Annotated in this window: 17 protein-coding genes and 1 pseudogene; 6 read left to right on the forward strand and 12 right to left on the reverse strand. The window is 63.8% G+C overall.

The window, feature by feature from the left end; genetic code table 11:
• The 3 genes and pseudogenes from BRAS3843_RS39710 to BRAS3843_RS19250 all read right to left on the reverse strand — a co-directional run.
• Nucleotides 1–184 (reverse strand): annotated as a pseudogene (locus BRAS3843_RS39710) (hypothetical protein); the annotation flags it as partial.
• A gap of 121 nt (nt 185–305) precedes the next feature.
• The gene (locus tag BRAS3843_RS19245; protein ID WP_008970670.1) at nt 306–557 is read right to left on the reverse strand and encodes a hypothetical protein; all 252 of its coding nucleotides are present in this window, start codon (nt 555–557) and stop codon (nt 306–308) included.
• 256 nt (nt 558–813) lie between these two features.
• The gene (locus BRAS3843_RS19250; protein WP_008970671.1) at nt 814–1,491 is read right to left on the reverse strand and encodes a hypothetical protein; all 678 of its coding nucleotides are present in this window, start codon (nt 1,489–1,491) and stop codon (nt 814–816) included.
• 854 nt (nt 1,492–2,345) lie between these two features.
• On the opposite strand from BRAS3843_RS19250, the gene BRAS3843_RS19255 reads away from it, so the two are divergent.
• The gene (locus BRAS3843_RS19255; protein ID WP_008970673.1) at nt 2,346–2,918 is read left to right on the forward strand and encodes a GcrA family cell cycle regulator; all 573 of its coding nucleotides are present in this window, start codon (nt 2,346–2,348) and stop codon (nt 2,916–2,918) included.
• Nucleotides 2,919–3,011: 93 nt separating this feature from the next.
• On the opposite strand, the gene BRAS3843_RS19260 is transcribed toward BRAS3843_RS19255, so the two are convergent.
• From BRAS3843_RS19260 to minC, 4 genes are all read right to left on the reverse strand, one after another.
• A complete protein-coding gene (locus BRAS3843_RS19260) occupies nt 3,012–3,803 on the reverse strand; it encodes a thioesterase family protein (protein ID WP_035982194.1) in 792 nt (263 codons plus the stop codon).
• A gap of 72 nt (nt 3,804–3,875) precedes the next feature.
• Nucleotides 3,876–4,166 carry a cell division topological specificity factor MinE gene (gene minE, locus BRAS3843_RS19265; RefSeq protein WP_008970675.1) on the reverse strand — a complete coding sequence of 97 codons (291 nt, stop codon included), beginning with the start codon at nt 4,164–4,166 and terminating at the stop codon, nt 3,876–3,878.
• Nucleotides 4,163–4,978 (reverse strand): septum site-determining protein MinD, encoded by an 816-nt coding sequence (gene minD / locus BRAS3843_RS19270; protein ID WP_008970676.1) that lies wholly within the window; start codon nt 4,976–4,978, stop codon nt 4,163–4,165. The genes minE and minD overlap by 4 nt, the downstream gene beginning before the upstream one ends.
• 18 nt (nt 4,979–4,996) lie before the next feature.
• Nucleotides 4,997–5,686 (reverse strand): septum site-determining protein MinC, encoded by a 690-nt coding sequence (gene minC, locus BRAS3843_RS19275; RefSeq protein WP_139024918.1) that lies wholly within the window; start codon nt 5,684–5,686, stop codon nt 4,997–4,999.
• A gap of 530 nt (nt 5,687–6,216) precedes the next feature.
• Between minC and BRAS3843_RS42215 the strand changes: the two genes are divergently transcribed.
• The 4 genes from BRAS3843_RS42215 to BRAS3843_RS19295 all read left to right on the forward strand — a co-directional run bounded on the left by BRAS3843_RS42215 (nt 6,217) and on the right by BRAS3843_RS19295 (nt 10,932).
• Complete coding sequence (locus tag BRAS3843_RS42215) at nt 6,217–6,876, forward strand: hypothetical protein (protein ID WP_008970679.1); 660 nt, start codon at nt 6,217–6,219, stop codon at nt 6,874–6,876.
• 241 nt (nt 6,877–7,117) lie between these two features.
• Nucleotides 7,118–8,683 carry an ABC transporter substrate-binding protein gene (locus BRAS3843_RS19285; RefSeq protein ID WP_244425406.1) on the forward strand — a complete coding sequence of 522 codons (1,566 nt, stop codon included), beginning with the start codon at nt 7,118–7,120 and terminating at the stop codon, nt 8,681–8,683.
• Between the two features lie 116 nt (nt 8,684–8,799).
• The gene (locus BRAS3843_RS19290; RefSeq protein ID WP_008970681.1) at nt 8,800–9,186 is read left to right on the forward strand and encodes a hypothetical protein; all 387 of its coding nucleotides are present in this window, start codon (nt 8,800–8,802) and stop codon (nt 9,184–9,186) included.
• A gap of 174 nt (nt 9,187–9,360) precedes the next feature.
• Nucleotides 9,361–10,932 (forward strand): ABC transporter substrate-binding protein, encoded by a 1,572-nt coding sequence (locus BRAS3843_RS19295; RefSeq protein ID WP_244425404.1) that lies wholly within the window; start codon nt 9,361–9,363, stop codon nt 10,930–10,932.
• A 116-nt stretch (nt 10,933–11,048) separates the two neighbouring features.
• On the opposite strand, the gene BRAS3843_RS19300 is transcribed toward BRAS3843_RS19295, so the two are convergent.
• The 5 genes from BRAS3843_RS19300 to BRAS3843_RS19320 all read right to left on the reverse strand — a co-directional run bounded on the left by BRAS3843_RS19300 (nt 11,049) and on the right by BRAS3843_RS19320 (nt 14,458).
• Entirely contained in the window at nt 11,049–12,017 is a 969-nt protein-coding gene (locus BRAS3843_RS19300) for a nitronate monooxygenase family protein (protein ID WP_008970683.1), read from the reverse strand.
• 179 nt (nt 12,018–12,196) lie between these two features.
• Complete coding sequence (locus BRAS3843_RS19305; RefSeq protein WP_008970684.1) at nt 12,197–12,811, reverse strand: hypothetical protein; 615 nt, start codon at nt 12,809–12,811, stop codon at nt 12,197–12,199.
• 115 nt (nt 12,812–12,926) lie between these two features.
• The gene (locus BRAS3843_RS19310; RefSeq protein WP_008970685.1) at nt 12,927–13,508 is read right to left on the reverse strand and encodes a YqaA family protein; all 582 of its coding nucleotides are present in this window, start codon (nt 13,506–13,508) and stop codon (nt 12,927–12,929) included.
• A gap of 71 nt (nt 13,509–13,579) precedes the next feature.
• Nucleotides 13,580–13,981 (reverse strand): phosphoribosyl-ATP diphosphatase, encoded by a 402-nt coding sequence (gene hisE, locus BRAS3843_RS19315; RefSeq protein WP_008970686.1) that lies wholly within the window; start codon nt 13,979–13,981, stop codon nt 13,580–13,582.
• A 105-nt stretch (nt 13,982–14,086) separates the two neighbouring features.
• On the reverse strand, nt 14,087–14,458 hold the full coding sequence (locus BRAS3843_RS19320; protein ID WP_008970687.1) for a hypothetical protein: 372 nt from the start codon (nt 14,456–14,458) through the stop codon (nt 14,087–14,089).
• Between the two features lie 237 nt (nt 14,459–14,695).
• Between BRAS3843_RS19320 and BRAS3843_RS19325 the strand changes: the two genes are divergently transcribed.
• Nucleotides 14,696–15,607, forward strand: a 912-nt coding sequence (locus tag BRAS3843_RS19325; protein ID WP_035982199.1) for an ABC transporter substrate-binding protein, incomplete at its 3' end; no start/stop codon positions are given.

A 15,607-nucleotide genomic window follows, 5' to 3' on the forward strand; every position in this document is an offset into this window, starting at 1 on the left:
CCGAAACCCGCGTTACGGTGAGGCGATCCCCTTTGGCCTCGCGGTTGGAAATCGGACTCTTCGCCACCGCGGCCGGCATGGAGATACCGGCCGAAGGCACGCTGTCGCGACCAAGAATGCTGGCTACGGCCGCCCCTGCAACCAGCAGGCAGACCAAAGCCAAAGCGGTGATCGACTTCGTCACGTATATCTCCGTATCCCCGGCGGGAACGCCGCACTTTGCCGAAAACTGGGAGCAAATTAAGGCTTTAAGGTGCCCTTGTTGCCGTTAAGCCGCACCGATTGAAAAAAATGACGCAAACCCGTCAGGCCCTCGCCGCCTGCAGGTCGTACGCCGCCTGAATGTCGGCAACGATATCGGACGCCTCCCACAGCGCGGTCGGCTCCACCGCATGCAGGCTGATGGTCCAGTTCCCGCCGCGGGCCGTGCGCGGAACGCTGACGATATCGAAACGGACATTGCGGCATAGCGGATGCCGCTGCAGCGCGTGGCCGACCCGAATCCGGATCTCCTCCAACGTCGCCGGCGTCTTGCCCAGAAGCGTCTCGAAGCCCATCGCGCATCCCCAGATGATTGGACCAAGTGATTCGAGCGTTGCGCGTTTCCCGCAAGAGAATGGGATACCGGCACGGGCGAATTGTCGGCCTGGGATGGTTAATGCCGCGTTAAAGTTGTGGCCCGGATTGCATCCAGGACGGGGCGGGGTCCTGTCAGGTTGATGCGCGATTGATGTTCGAGCGCGCGGGCGCAACCTCCCGCCTCAAGCCGATGCCGCGATCATCGGTTTCCGAACACGATTTGCGCCGTGCCTTTCAATCGTCGCCGAACAGGCTGAAGCGGGGCGCGGGCACCTCGACGGGCTCTGCCACATAACCGCGCGGCGCACTGTCGTCCTCGCGCACGGACTGCTCGACCTCGCGCAGATCCGGTTCGCGTCGCCGATACGAGCGCCGCTGCTCGGCCCATTGCTGTCGCTGCTCGCCCCACTGCTGCCGCTGCTCCGCCGGCTGCTGACGCCGTTCGCTGCGCCGTCGCTCCGTGCCGTGGCGACGTTCACCATTGCGCGGTTTGAGATCGGCATCATCAGCCTTGGCCAAGGCGTTCTCCGGCGCATGCGCCTGCTGTGCCGGCGGCGCCCCCTGCGATGCAGGCTGCGGAGCCGATGCATCGCTGGCCGTGCTCACCGGCGATGGCGAGGGCTGCGGCGCCGGCTGATCCGCGACAGGCTGCGGCTGATCTGCCGGCTTCGCCGCAGCCGGCGTCACCACCACCGGCGCGGTCGCCGCCGGTTGCGTCGCCGCAAGATAGGACGAGGGCGATGCGCTCGGCGAAGGCGAAGGATCTGGGGCATGCCGCTCGAGCTTGGTGGATTCCAACAGCGGCTTGTTCGGACTCATCATCTCCGCGATCACGAGTCCGCCGCCGAGACCCACGGCAGCAGCAACGGCGACGGTTCCCGCGCCCGCAAAAAAAGCTGTCGAACTGCGCATGATCCCGCTCCTTATCTGTTGGCCGGGCAACGCCCTCATTGCGGCGATGTTCCGGCTGACGGCGCGACCACCATCGCTACGGAGCAAGGTTTCATGACCAGCGTTGGAACACGCGCTTCAGCGCGGCAACAATGAAGGATGCAAATCTCCTTCATACGAAGAAAACGATGGGAGAGACCAAGCCGGTCTTCCGGCCGTGCGGAACCGGACCGGCTCATGCACGCGAAGAATCACGCGCAGCCCGGGAACGGCCGCAAGCGTCTTCTCTGTCGCGGCCATTGCACTCGCGACAGCCGCGCTGACTGCGGATCGAGAATCCCCGAACACGCGCGATTGCAATATTATAAAATCACAACTACAACGAATTGGAATAGAAACCGCATTCGCAATCGCGCGGCCGCCGCTCACAATCCTGTTAGAAACGGCTTGCGAGGAATCATGGCACGACCGGTCCTCGTCGCCTTGTTAGTTGACGCCGTCCTATTTGCAGCCACGCGATACAGATCGCCGTCCAATAGCCACGGCATCGCATTGCTATTTCAAATAATTTATCCTGCGTCATTGTTAAATTTGCGAATCTTGCTCATTGTCGGATTCGTCACCAGTTAGTTGAAAATGGAACAACGCGTCGCCCGAGGTGAATGTCGCCTGCTGCGGACAACGCATGTGATGTAGCGTGTGTTCTCTTATGAACCTGAACCGAGCTGGCCCATGCCTGCGATCGTCAGGACGATCAACGCCGGCGAGCACGCGATGGCGATGACGCGACGCAGTCTGCATCCGAGTTCCTGACGCACAGATGCGGCGCCCTCCCGGCCCGACTGGTCCAGCGGATCAAATACGGAAAACCCGCCATGCCCGCAGAACAACTTAAGATAGAGGCAACCTGGACCATCGAACGCGTCGAACGCCTCAAAGAACGTTTCCAAGCCGGACTCACCTGCCGCGAGATCGCCCTCGAACTCGGCGTCAGTCGCAATGCCGTGATCGGCAAGGTCTCACGCTTGATGCTCACGCGGGACGATCGTTATGGCAAACGCCGTCGGCAGCGAAACGCTGCGCCGAAGCCGGCCCGCAAGCGCCATCCGCCCCTGCTCAGGCGCCAGGTTCTCAAGCAGCTTCTCAAGGCGACCAGCGCCCCGCCCATCCTGGTCATCGAGCCGTGCGCGACAGCAGAAGCCCGCGGCTGCTCCCTGCTCGAACTGACAAAGGAGCGCTGCCGCTGGCCACTGTCGACGCCAGGGGCGGCGGACTTCTGCTTCTGCGGCAACACGCCGCTCGATAGCCTGCCTTATTGCGCGGGCCATGCCCGCCTCGCCTATCGCGTGACGTCGTGCGCACAACGTTCGGACGGTGGCCCCACGAGCGCCGACCGGCGCAGGCCCCGCTCAGATATGCGCAGTCGAAACGTGACTCCAAAACGGTGATCGCAACTCGCAGCATGGCGCGCGGCGCCGCTCCGCAGCTCAGGAGGGGATCAGCGCCGAGCCATCAGCATGAGGCTCACTAGCATAGGGCCATCAGCGCCAGGCCGATCCTTGTCGTCGCTCCACCACCAGGCTCTGCACGACGCGGCCGAAATAACCTTTGGTATCGCCGAGCCGCGCCATCGCAAGCCCTGCCCCATCAGGACCGATCCAGCTCTCGGCATCAACCAGGATCCAGTCGCCGACCGGCTCGCGCGACATGTTCACGGTGAGATCGGCATTGAGGAAAGTGTAGAGATCGAAATCCAGCGCCGGCGATGTGCCGTTGCAGAAATCGGCGGCGATCGCTGCGCGCATCGCCGGCGACACCTGGTGCCCGTCCACCATCGGCCAATCGACGCGATACCAGATCGCGCCCGGTCCTTTCACGCCGAAGCGGCCGCGCGCGGCGCGCAGCGACATGCCCCTGACGAACGGACTCGAAGAAAAGTCGGCCGGCTCCGAACGCGAGGTCTCGGGACCGGGTAGATCGACCGGCAGATCCGCGATGTCGTCCGGGAGCGGCACGGCGTCCTGCCGCACCTTCAGCACGGTTGCGGCCGCAACGACCACACCGGCGGCGCGCAATCTGATCGCAACGAGTTGGATTTTGCGGCCATCGCGCAGCAACTCGCTCTCGAGCGTGAGCTCGCTCAGCGGCACCGGCCGCATCAGATCGATTGTCAAACGTGCAATGCGCATTGGCGCTTTGGCTGGAATGCGCTCCGCCGCCCAGACTACCAGCGAAGCCGGCGGCGAGCCGTGCTGCATCGTGGGGTCCCACGGCCCCGCCGCGTCGGGACTGACCGTGACGCGATTGCCATCGACACGAAAGATCGGTCGCATCAACTCAACACCGCGTCCCGCAATGCGCGCCCCTGCTCGCGCGTCTCGTTGCGGCCGCAAGCGCTCCGCCGACTAGCCGGCGGGTGCAAAGGCGCGATCGGCGCCGTTGGGCAGTTCGATGTCGACCTCGAGCGTGGAAACATGCTTACCCCGATCCATCCGGACGATGACCTTGTCGGGATCGAGTACCACATGGCGCGAGACCACAGCGAGGATTTCCTCGCGTAGTTGCAACAGCAGATCCGGCTGGCCGAGCATGCCGCGCTCATGCGCGAGTAGGATCTGCAGCCGCTCCCGCGCGATCGGCGCCGTGGCCTGACGGCTGGAGGCCTGACGGCTGGAGAAAAGCCGCAGCATGCTCATGCCGCCCTCCGTCCAAGCAACAGTCTGATCAGTCCCTTGGGCTCGGCCGGTACCAGCATCTCGAGCTGCTCGCCGAGCAGACGGCGCATCGCGTCCGAATAGGCGCGCGCCGGCGTGCTCGCCGGATTGTTCAAGGTCACGGGACAGCCGACGTTAGAGGCGCGCAGCACGTCCTGGCTCTCCGGAACGATGCCGAGCAGCGGGGTGGCCAGGATCTCGAGCACGTCGTCGATCGAGAGCATCTCGCCGCGCGCGGCGCGCGCCGGATCGTAGCGTGTGATCAGGATGTGCTTCTCGACGCGCTCGCCGTTCTCGGCACGCACCGTCTTGGAATCGAGCATGCCGATGATGCGATCGGAATCGCGCACCGAGGACACTTCCGGATTGGTGACGATGATCGCCTCGTCCGCAAAGCGCATGGCGAGCATGGCACCGCGCTCGATTCCAGCCGGGCTGTCGCACAACACATAGTCGAACATCTTGCGCAACTCGGCGATGACGCGGCCGACGCCCTCTTCAGTCAGCGCGTCCTTGTCCTTGGTCTGCGAGGCCGGCAGCAGCCAGAGATTCTCCAGCCGCTTGTCGCGGATCAGGGCCTGCGGCAGCTTGGCGACGCCCTGCACCACATTGATGAGATCGAACACGACCCGACGTTCGGCGCCCAGGACGAGATCGAGATTGCGCAAGCCGACATCGAAGTCCACCACGACAACCTTCTGACCGGCCTGCGCCAGCGCCGCCCCGACGGCGGCCGTGGTCGTGGTCTTGCCGACGCCGCCCTTGCCCGACGTCACTACGAGCACCTTTGCCATTTGATTGCCTCCTGTCGTTCAGTTCAATGGCGTGATTTTCATGGAATTGCCGTCCAGCCGGGCCTGGGCAGGCTTGCCGCGCAACGCGACGTCGATCTGCTCCGCGGTCTGGTAGTAGCCGTCGATCGCGAGCAGCTCGGCCTCGATCTTCTGGCAATAGATCCGCGCAGCCGAGTTGCCGTTCACGCCGGCCATGGCACGGCCGCGCAACGCGCCGTACACATGGATCGAGCCTCCCGCGACGATTTCAGCGCCGGACGAAACGGCGCCGAGCACCGTGACGTCGCCGTCGGGAAACACCACCGATTGCCCCGAGCGCACCGGAGTGTCGAGCAGCAGCGATTTCAGAGGCTGCAGCGCCGGCTTGTCCGGCTCGACCTCCAGCACCGCGCATTGACGCCCGCCGGTGAGCAGCGGCGGCATGCCGATCGCGAGCCGCGCGGGCTCGACGCCTTCGAGACCCAGCACGCGGATGTTGCGCGCCTCGATGCTCTTGATGAGATGCGTGATCGCGAGCGGACTGAGATCCACCGCCGACAGATCGAGAACCACCGGCTTGCCGACGAAGAAGCCTGGGGAACCTGCGAGCGTCGCATCGAGCTCGCTGAGCCAACCGGCAATGGGGACAACGGGGGAAAACACAAACGCGACGTAAGAGCGGCCGCGTAAACGAATGAACTGACGTGTCTGTTCGACCTTGACATTCATGACCATCCGACCAGCCTTTCTTAGCGATTGGTTAACTGTCGGACGGCGTTGGTTAATGAGGAGTTAAGAAGGCACCAGCCAAATTGAATTAAACCTCTGAAGGTACGAACATACTTTGAAGGTGGCGGAGTAGTGCCTTTTTTGCGACAGAATCGCGGCCAATCCCCAGCTCAGCACAGTCAAGGCGGGATGCGCCTCATTTTAATCACATCCCGCTGATAACCTTAAGGTACATATAACACCGATCCTGAACCGAGCAGGATCGTGCAGTCGTTGACACTCGTCAGGGGGCGGGGCATGGGTTCGGAACCGCGGCGGGCACAGTTAACAGCTCGTTACGGTGATGCAGGGGACGATGTGTGGGGCACTGCGACCAGCGAGCGCTCTGCCTCGGACGCTGCAGATATTTCCGGCTCGATGGGGTCGCCCGCGACCCTTCAAGCGCCACTCTTTACCTTAAGACCTTTGTCGCATGCGGCCAGGGCAGCGGCGTATTCGTGTACCGGAGTCGAGCGTTAGAGGAGTAGCGTATGAGTTCCTTGAGTGAGCAGAATCCTACGACGAACCCGCAGGACCCGTTGCATTACGCACCGCGCTGGGTCCGCGAAAGGCCGGAGGCGACCCGCTTGTCTCTGGTCGAGGAAACCCGCGAAAAACCCCAGGCCGGTACCGACCGGACTCCCTCATCCTCAGCACAAAATACCGTGGAGTCGCGCCTTGAGAACGCAGTGTTCGAATCCCTCCGCCATACGCTGGATCCGCAAGTGATGCGCGAGCCCCCGGATTTCGCACGTGAACGCGACCGCCGCTCGGTGACGTTCAAAATCGCAGGCCGCTTCGCCGCCGCCGCCGGTGTGGCCGCCGTGATCGCCCTGTTCTTCGTGAACATCGTTCCCGCGTCGCGCCAGCAGGACGCCAGCTCCTCCTTCGTGGCGGCGGTCCAGGCCATGAAGACGACGCTGCCACCGCCGCCTGCCGCGATCGAAGCCAAGGACATCAAGGCCGAGGTGGATGAGCCGCAGACCGATAAGGTCGACGTCAAGACGACGTCCGCATTGGCCCAGTTCCAATCGCTGCTGCCGCCCGACGACCAGCCGCAGACGGCCAAGAGCGAAACCGCTGAGAAGCCGCTGCTGCAGCAATTCATGCAGTGGAATCAGAAAGCGGGCCAGCCGGACAAGGTCCAATAATCCGATCCGAAGTTCGCGCCCATCGCGCGACGGCTTTGCAAGCGAACTTCGGGCTCGAAGGACACTGAAAATCTTTGATTCTAGTGTGGTTCAGTTCGGGAATTCTGCTTGATCGAATGCGCGGCGAAACTGAAGCGAATTTCTGAACCACGACACTAGGCATCACACGAGCTGCGACGGCATCACCATGGCGACTATGTCTGACCTCTGGCCTCGTATGGCCACGGTACGAGACGTGCGTATCTCCGTTCGTCTGACGGCGCTCCTGTTCAGCGCGCTGTTCGCGAGCACAGTGCATGCTGCGCCTGGCGACAGCCTCAAAGTGGTGCGCGAACTTAGCAGCAAGGTCGGCCCGATCGTCGGCTCGGCACTCGCCTGCCGCGACATCGCCCGCCCGCGGATCCAGGGGATCATCGAAAAATTCCAGTCCGTGATCCGCGAGGCGTCGACTCTGGAAGCTGATCGTGACGAGCTGACGCGCCTGTTGGATCGTTATGTCGCCGAGGGCCGTGGCGCCGTCACGAGCGGGCGGCTCGACTGCCGCGCCGCCGATCGTCAGCTTGCCGATCTCGAACGATCGATCGCAGCGCCGCCACAGACCACGTCGGGACTGCCGGAGGTACGGTTCGGACCGCCGGCCGCGATGGCCGCAACTGCGCCCACACAGACATTGCCGCCTCCGATGAACGTACGCGGCGTGACCCAGAGCGAGATCAAGTTCGGCATCGTCATGCCGTTCTCCGGTCCGGTGAAGGAGACCGGCCGGCTGATGAAGCTCGGTATCGAGGCGGCGTTCAATCGCGCCAACGAAGGCGGCGGCATCAACGGCCGCATGCTGAAGCTGGTCGCCGCCGACGATGGATACGATCCCACCCGCACGCTCGATGCGATGAAAGCGCTCTATGACAAGGAGCAGGTGTTCGGCTTCATCGGCAATTTCGGAACGGCGAATGCCGCGGTGGCGATCCCCTATGCACTGGAACGGCGGGCTCTGTTCTTCAGCGCCTATACCGGCGCCAATGTCGTGCGCCACGACCCGCCCGACCGCTACGTCTTCAACTACCGTCCGAGCTATGCGGAAGAGACCGAGGCGTTGGTGCACTATCTCGTGAAGCTGCGCCGGTTGCAGCCTCGGCAGATTGCCGTGTTCGCGCAGGACGACGCCTATGGCGATGCCGGCTATGCCGGTGTGGCGAAAGCCTTCCGCGCGCTGGGCGTCAACGACAACGGCATTCTGCGAGTCAACTATGCGCGCAACACGCTCGACGTGGACAACGCGATCAACCAGCTGAAGGCGCAACGGGTCCCGATCCGTGCCGTCATCATGGTGGCAACGACGCGGGCCGCAGCCAAGTTCATCGAGAAGGCGCAGGAACAGCTTCCGGGGCTCGTCCTCGCCAACGTATCGGCGGTGGGAGCCTCCTCGCTCGCGAGCGAGCTCACACTGCTCGGGCCGCGCTATACCAATGGCGTGATCGTCACCCAGGTCGTGCCCGGCGTGTCCGGCTATTCGAGCCTGGTGCTCGACTACAAGAACGCGCTGGCGAAGTACTTCCCCGGCGAGGCGCCCGATTACACGTCGCTGGAAGGCTACGTATCCGCGAGCATCCTGATCGAAGCGCTGAAGCGAGTAGGCCCCACCTTCGACACGGAACAGTTGGTCGACACGCTCGAAAATCTTCGCAATATCGATCTCGGGTTAGGCACGCAGCTTGGCTTCGGCCGCGCCGAGCATCAGGCCTCGCACAAGATCTGGGGTACGGCGCTCGACGAAACCGGTACGTATCAGCCGATCGAACTTGAATAAAATACCGCCACCGGCGGAAGGCGCCAAAAGTAGGGTTGGGAAACTGGAAATTAATTTGTATGCCAACGAATGGCTGACGTCACGAGGCCCTTGACCTAGAATAAGCGGATATGTCCATGCTCACATGCTGGTCTGCGTTGTTGACCGGGACTTTCCTTGCGGCGGCCGCCGGCTCCGCAATCGCTCCCGTCGACACCGTGCGCGGTCCGGCTTGCGGCCCCGGCGCAATCGTCGGAGCGGCTCCGCTTTGCCAGGACCTCGCGCTTTGCCAGAACATTACCCAGAACATCACAGACGGTCGCGTTGATATGATCCTCGACAAATTCCGCGAGGCGCTGCGGGCGGCCCCCAGTGACCTCGCTCGAACCCCGCCGATGCGCAGCTTCAACCGGGACGTGGCCAGTGGCCATGCGCCGGCGGCTGCGACGCTTCAGAACTACGCAAGCTCAGGCGATCGAACTCGTATCGTGTTGCTCGGAAAGGAGGACGCTCTGGCGACGTGACGCATTAGCGATTTCGAAAGCATGACCAAAAAAAGCGGGGCAAATTACCGAAAAGGTCATGCTCTTTGAAAATGCTAGGAGGTGCGCGATGGTGTTCAAGCTCCCGCCATCGTGCACAGGCGTCATTTCACCAGGCGGAGACCTGGATGGGGTCCAAAGTGGGATAGTGGCAAAATGATCTTTCGTTCCAGCGTACTCTTGGTCGCGGCCCTGCTCGCAGGGCCTGCAAGTGCCGCCGGCACCAACGCGGATGTGGTGCGCAATCTCGCCAGCCGGGTCGGGCCGATCGTCGGTGCAGCCTCCGCGTGCCAGGCAATCGACCAGGGCCGGGTTCAGGCGATCGTTGACAAGTTCCGCGAGGTGATCCGCGAAGCCTCGGCGGGCGCGTCCGATCGCGACGAGCTCACCCGCGTCTTCAACGGCTTTGTCGCCGACGGCCGCAACCGCGTCGGCGCATCACAGACCGACTGCACCACCGCCGGCCGTCAGCTCGCCGAACTCGAGCGCTCGCTGGGCCAGGCCGCCCCGAGCACGTCCAGCTCCGGCTTCGGCGGCGTGATCGGTTCAACTCCCGCCGCAGCGGCTACGGCGCCGACCGCGACCTTGCCGCCGACCCTCGCTAGCAACGTGCAGGGCGTCACGGCCAACGAGATCCGCTTCGGTATCTGCGGCCCGTTCTCCGGAGCTTCGCGCGAGCTCGGCCGGCAGATGAAGCTCGGCATCGACGCCGCCTTCAATCGCACCAACGACGCCGGCGGCATCGCCGGCCGGTCGCTCCGCCTGTTTGCGGCCGACGACGGCTACGAGCCATCCCGCACGCTCGAGGCGATGCGGCAGCTCTACGAGAAGGACAAGGTGTTCGGCTTCATCGGCAATGTCGGTACGCCGACGGCTGCCGTCGGCATGCCCTACGCGCTGCAGCACCGGGCGCTGTTCTACGGCGCATTCACCGGCGCCAACCTCCTGCGCAACGATCCGCCGGACCGCTACGTCTTCAACTACCGTGCGAGCTATGCGGAAGAGACCAACGAGGTGGTCCACTATCTGCTCAAGCTGCGCCGCCTGCAGCCGCGGGACATCGCGGTCTTCGCCCAGCAGGACGCCTATGGAGATGCAGGCTTCGCTGGCGTCTCCAAGGCCTTCCGTTCGCTCGGCCTGCCCGACTCCGCCATCGTGCGCTTCAACTACAAGCGCAACACGGTCGACGTCGATGAGGCCGTGAACCAGCTGAGGGCGATGAAGAACCCGCCCAAGGCCATCGTCATGGTCGCAACCTATCGCGCGGCCGCGAAGTTCATCGAAAAGACGCGCGACCAGTATCCGAGCATGGTCTACACCAACGTGTCGTTCGTGGGCTCGACCGAGCTGTCGGACGAATTGATGCTGCTCGGACCGCGCTACGCCAGCGGCGTGATCGTGACCCAGGTGGTGCCGGCGGTCGGCGGCTATTCCAGCGCGGTGCTCGAATACAAGAGCGCGCTGGAAAAATACTTCCCCGGCGAAGCGCCGTCCTACGTTTCGTTCGAGGGCTATGTCGCAGCCAACGTGCTGATCCAGGCCTTGAAGCGCGTCGGCCCGCAGCTCGACACCGAGGCGCTGATCGACACGCTGGAGAACACGAACAATGTCGATCTTGGCCTCGGCGCCAAGCTCGGCTTCGGCCGTGCCGAGCATCAGGCCTCGCACAAGATCTGGGGCACGGCGCTCGACGAGCGCGGCAAGTATCAGGCGATCGAGCTGGAATAGCTTCGATCCCGAACACTGAACCTGATCCTACAAAGCGCGGCAGCCAAAACTGCCGCGCTTTGCACATCACGAGCTCACATCATGAGCTCGCATTACGAGCTCACAAGGACCGGAGCTCACAAAGGCGGATCGATCGCCTCGTCATATTCTTTCTTGAAGCGCGCGATCAGCTCGGCCGCGGGCACCACCTTGTCGATGGCGCCAATCCCCTGCCCGCTGCCCCAGATCTCCTTCCAGGCCTTCGGTCTGGCGCGCTCGCCGGACGTATCGGTGCCGAAGCTCATCTTGGACGGGTCGGAGGTCGGCAGATCGTTGGGATCGAGCCCGGCCGCGACGATCGACGGCTTCAGATAGTTGCCGTGCACGCCCGTGAACAAATTCGAATAGACGATGTCATCGGCACCTGAATTGGTGATCATCGCCTTGTAGGCTTCGACCGCGTTCGCCTCTTCGGTCGCGATGAACGCCGAGCCGATATAGGCAAAATCGGCGCCCAGGACGCGGGCAGCGCGAATGGCGCGGCCGTTGGCGATCGCGCCGGATAGCGCGATCGGACCGTCGAACCACGCCCGCGTCTCCGCCACGAAGGCAAACGGCGAGACGGTCCCGGCGTGGCCGCCGGCACCGGCCGCAACCAGGATCAGCCCGTCGGCGCCCTTGTCGATCGCCTTGTGCGCGAAGGTCTGGTTGATGACATCATGGAAGACGATGCCGCCCCAGCGGTGGACGGCCTGATTGAGATCCTCGCGCGCGCCGAGCGAGGTGATGATCATCGGCACCTTGTACTTCTCGCAGAGCGCCAGATCATGCTCGAGCCGGTTGTTGGAGCGGTGCACGATCTGATTCACCGCAAAGGGCGCGGATGGACGTTCAGGGTGTGCGCGGTCATAGGCCGCGAGCTCCTCGGTGATCCGGGCGAGCCACTCGTCCAGCAATTCCGGCGGCCGGGCATTCAGCGCGGGAAACGCGCCGACCACACCGGCCTTGCACTGGGCGATCACGAGATCGGGCACGGAGATGATGAACAGCGGCGACCCGATCACAGGTATCGAGAGACGGCCCTTGAACAAGGCAGGCATGGACATGGACGGGATTTCCTCTTTCGTTCTTCTTCAGACTGTGACGGGCTTCGCCAACGATGCCGGGGATGACGATGCCAGAGATCATGACCGCAACGCAAACCGAAGGGAACCGATCAAGAGACAGCTGCCGGGGTCTTGCGTCGACACGCTGCCGCTCCGCCCGTGCCGGTCGGCCGGCGCAATCATTGACAGAGCGCTGAGGTGACGTAGGTGTCGGTGCGGCAATCGTCCGGCTTGCGCTGACGGCCAGGGATCAGGACCTTGGCCGAGCAGGTCTCGGCGGCATCGGTGTTGAGGCTCTTGCCTTGCTTGTAGCCTTTGCCCTGACAGAGCCTGTCGGCGGCAGACTGGCAATCCGGCGTGCCATTCCCGGCCATGGGACAGACCGAGCGGCCCGACACCATGCTGGACGGCTTAGTGAGCCGCGACAAGGTCTCGCCGCTGTGCTTGATCGCATCCCTGACCGCGTCGGCGCTGCCGTCCTTGGCCGAGGTCTTCGCGGCATCCTTTGGCGTTCCGCTGGCCGCATCCTTGGCCATATCCTTGGCTGTATCCTGGGGCGCGGCATTCGCATCGCTGCGGCTCTCGCTCGCGCCTTTGAGCGGCAGGATCGACATCTTCTCGAAAAGCCTGCCGAGCTCGTCGACGAGCCCTGAACGCTCAGAACCGGTCGGCGCCGCATTTGGCGGCGCTTGCGCGGGCTGTGGCTGCTCCCGCAGGCCGAGCGAAGGCGGCGCCGATTGCGCCCAACCAGCGCCCGGCCCCAGCAGCGACAATGCGACTGCGATCGACGCCATGACCGCTGCGCAGGGCAGGCTAAGGGACGGCGAGCCGGATCGGAGGGTCATGGCATCAATCTAGACTGAAACCAGATGCCGCGGAAAGCGCCGGGGACGCGCAGCAACTGTGCGATCAGATCAGCTTGAACGCCACGACGAAGCCGAGAACCAGAACGGCGGCGCCGAGCGCGACCCACAGCCCGAGATGCTTCTCGATGCGGATCCTGATCCATTCGCCGTAACGATTAAGCAGGATCGCTGCGACGAAGAAGCGGGCGCCGCGCGCCACGATCGAGCACAGCACGAACAGCAGCAGGTTGTAGCCGGCAAAGCCCGAGGTGATGGTGACGAGCTTGTAGGGGATCGGCGTCAGGCCCTTGAGCAGGATGATGACCGCGCCCCATTCGGCATAGGAGGCCCTGAAAGCCTCGACCTTGTCGGAAAGACCATACAGCTGGATCAGCCAATGGCCGAGCGAGTCGTAGAGCACGGCGCCGATCGCATAACCGAGCAATCCGCCGGCGACCGAGGCCAGGGTGCAGACGCCGGCAAACAGCCAGGCCCGCTGCGGCTTGGCCAGCGACATCGGGATCAGCATCACGTCCGGCGGGACCGGAAAGAAGGAACTCTCCGCGAAGGCGACCCCGGCCAGGATCCAGAGCGCATACGGCTTGTGGGCGGCGTCGATGCACCAGTCATAGATTCGTTTGAGCATGGCTCGCGATGAAGCAAACCATGGCGGGTTTGTCCATGGTGAGCTTGCCGCTCCTGCCGACGAGAAGGGAACTAGTGCCGTTTCCGTAAGGCGCGTCCCTCGAGCGCGACAATCGGTCGCCGTGCCAGCCGGGCGTTCGCAGATTTCTGGATCTTCACCGGGGATTTGGGCAGCTTCTCGGCGATCCCGAGCAGCACCTCGCGTCGCTCCATTTCGCGCCAGACATCGTCCGGCCGCACGCCGGTCTCCGCCCACAGAACGGCGAGGTTGTAGATCAGGTCGGCGCTCTCACGCACGACCGACTGGGCGTCGCCCCGGACCGCATCGATCGCGACCTCGATGGCCTCTTCGGTGAGCTTCTTGGCCATCTTGGCCGTGCCCTGCTGCAACAGCTTGGCCGTGCGCGACCGGCCGGGATCCTGATCCCTGGCCGCCAGCACCGCGAGATAGAGCCGCTCGATCGAATCACTCATCCCGGCATGATAGTTAAAAGCAATGGCAGGGGCGTTAACGCCTGTGTCGAAAACGAAAAAATCCGCCGGCGACGGGCCGACGGATTTTTGCGCAACGGGCCTTGGTTACCAGCCCTGATAGTAAGTGGGGCCGCCGTAATAATAGGGACCGGGGCCGTAATAGGGGCGCCTGCCGTAATAGTAATCGTCATAATAGGAGCGGCGATTCTGTTCCGCCGCAATGGCAAGGCCGGTGCCGACGATGCCGGCAAAGGCGGCTGCCGCCGCCGCACCACCGCCGCCACGATAGTGATGCCGGCGCCGGGCGCTGACATCGGTGAGGCCGGTATCGCTTGCTGCCGCAGCCGACACCTGGCTGGACCGCGAGGTGCCGGCAAAGGCCAGCGTCGGCTGGACTGCGGTGAGGGCCACAGCCGCGACCGTCGCCAGCACGGTCGCTCGGCTGCCCCTCGAGACTTCTCCGCTCTTTGTGATCATCCTGAGATCCTCCGTTCCGATCGATTTGAACCGACCAACGCGTCAGATGGAGGCTGGGTTCCCGGATCGAAACCCGACATTCCGGCGCAAATCGCCGCAGGTGGTGCTCATGGACCGTTCAGCTTCGATCCGGCACAATGCTCTGCCGTCGGCTTTACTGCTCGATGCGCCATGAATTCCGTCATCAAACTGACACACGGGCAGCCGAGCCGAAAACAGAAACTTGAAAGCGCTTCCATGAGCGGCCGGGGTTCTTCGATACGCGTGCGACGATCTTTTGCCCTCCTCCGTCTGGCACTTCTGGTGATCCTCGGCCTGGCAGGGCTTGATGCGCGCGCATTCGCAGATGACGCCAGACGGCCGATCGCCATCCAGCTCGCCTTCGAGCGTCCGCTGGAGGCGAGCATGGCGCCGGTCGTGCTGGCAGCAAGCCGCGGATTGTTCGTCGGCGAAGGCCTGGCGGTGACAACCACGGTCGCGAAGGGACCAGCGGATGCGATCGCGCGGGTGGCCACAGGTGAGAGCGAACTCGCAATAGCCGACATCAACGAATTGATCCGTTACCGCGCCAATACGGCCAACCCGCCGGTCAAAGCGGTGTTCGTGCTGTTCAACAGCGCGCCCTACGCCATCATCGCACGCAAGAGCCGCGGCATTCACACGCTGGCGGATCTCGAAGGCAAAACGCTCGGCGTTGCCGAGGGCGATCTTGCGATCCGGCTGTGGCCAGCACTGGCGCGGCAGAACGGGATCAAGACCGCTGCCGTCAAGCTGTCGCACGTCGGGGCGGCGGTGCGCGAGCCGATCCTGTCGGCCGGACAGGTCGACGCTGTCAGCGGCTTCTCCTATCTCTCCGCGGTCAATTTGCGCGACCGCGGCGTGCCCGCGGACGATCTCGCGGTACTGCGCTTCGCCGATTATGGCTGTGAGGCCTATGGCCAGGCCATCATCGTCAACCCGGCCTTCGCGACGGCGCAGCCGGCCGCCGTGAAGGGATTTCTGCGCGCGGTCCTCGGCGGCCTGCATCTTTCCATCAAGGATCCGACAGCTGCCGTGACCGAGGTGGTCAGCCGGATGGATGACGGCTCGCGCGAGCTCGAAATGAGCCGGCTGCAGACGGTGCTGGCCGACAACGTGCTCACGCCCGAG

The sequence above is a fragment of the Bradyrhizobium sp. STM 3843 genome, from assembly GCF_000239815.1.
Taxonomy (GTDB): domain Bacteria; phylum Pseudomonadota; class Alphaproteobacteria; order Rhizobiales; family Xanthobacteraceae; genus Bradyrhizobium.

Coding starts and splice junctions, on each gene's coding strand:
- BRAS3843_RS19245 (WP_008970670.1), bottom strand. CDS start 557: ATGGGCTTCGAGACGCTTCTGGGCAAGACGCCGGCGACGTTGGAGGAG.
- BRAS3843_RS19250 (WP_008970671.1), bottom strand. CDS start 1,491: ATGCGCAGTTCGACAGCTTTTTTTGCGGGCGCGGGAACCGTCGCCGTT.
- BRAS3843_RS19255 (WP_008970673.1), top strand. CDS start 2,346: ATGCCCGCAGAACAACTTAAGATAGAGGCAACCTGGACCATCGAACGC.
- BRAS3843_RS19260 (WP_035982194.1), bottom strand. CDS start 3,803: ATGCGACCGATCTTTCGTGTCGATGGCAATCGCGTCACGGTCAGTCCC.
- minE (WP_008970675.1), bottom strand. CDS start 4,166: ATGAGCATGCTGCGGCTTTTCTCCAGCCGTCAGGCCTCCAGCCGTCAG.
- minD (WP_008970676.1), bottom strand. CDS start 4,978: ATGGCAAAGGTGCTCGTAGTGACGTCGGGCAAGGGCGGCGTCGGCAAG.
- minC (WP_139024918.1), bottom strand. CDS start 5,686: ATGAATGTCAAGGTCGAACAGACACGTCAGTTCATTCGTTTACGCGGC.
- BRAS3843_RS42215 (WP_008970679.1), top strand. CDS start 6,217: ATGAGTTCCTTGAGTGAGCAGAATCCTACGACGAACCCGCAGGACCCG.
- BRAS3843_RS19290 (WP_008970681.1), top strand. CDS start 8,800: ATGCTCACATGCTGGTCTGCGTTGTTGACCGGGACTTTCCTTGCGGCG.
- BRAS3843_RS19295 (WP_244425404.1), top strand. CDS start 9,361: ATGATCTTTCGTTCCAGCGTACTCTTGGTCGCGGCCCTGCTCGCAGGG.
- BRAS3843_RS19300 (WP_008970683.1), bottom strand. CDS start 12,017: ATGTCCATGCCTGCCTTGTTCAAGGGCCGTCTCTCGATACCTGTGATC.
- BRAS3843_RS19305 (WP_008970684.1), bottom strand. CDS start 12,811: ATGGCGTCGATCGCAGTCGCATTGTCGCTGCTGGGGCCGGGCGCTGGT.
- BRAS3843_RS19310 (WP_008970685.1), bottom strand. CDS start 13,508: ATGCTCAAACGAATCTATGACTGGTGCATCGACGCCGCCCACAAGCCG.
- hisE (WP_008970686.1), bottom strand. CDS start 13,981: ATGAGTGATTCGATCGAGCGGCTCTATCTCGCGGTGCTGGCGGCCAGG.
- BRAS3843_RS19320 (WP_008970687.1), bottom strand. CDS start 14,458: ATGATCACAAAGAGCGGAGAAGTCTCGAGGGGCAGCCGAGCGACCGTG.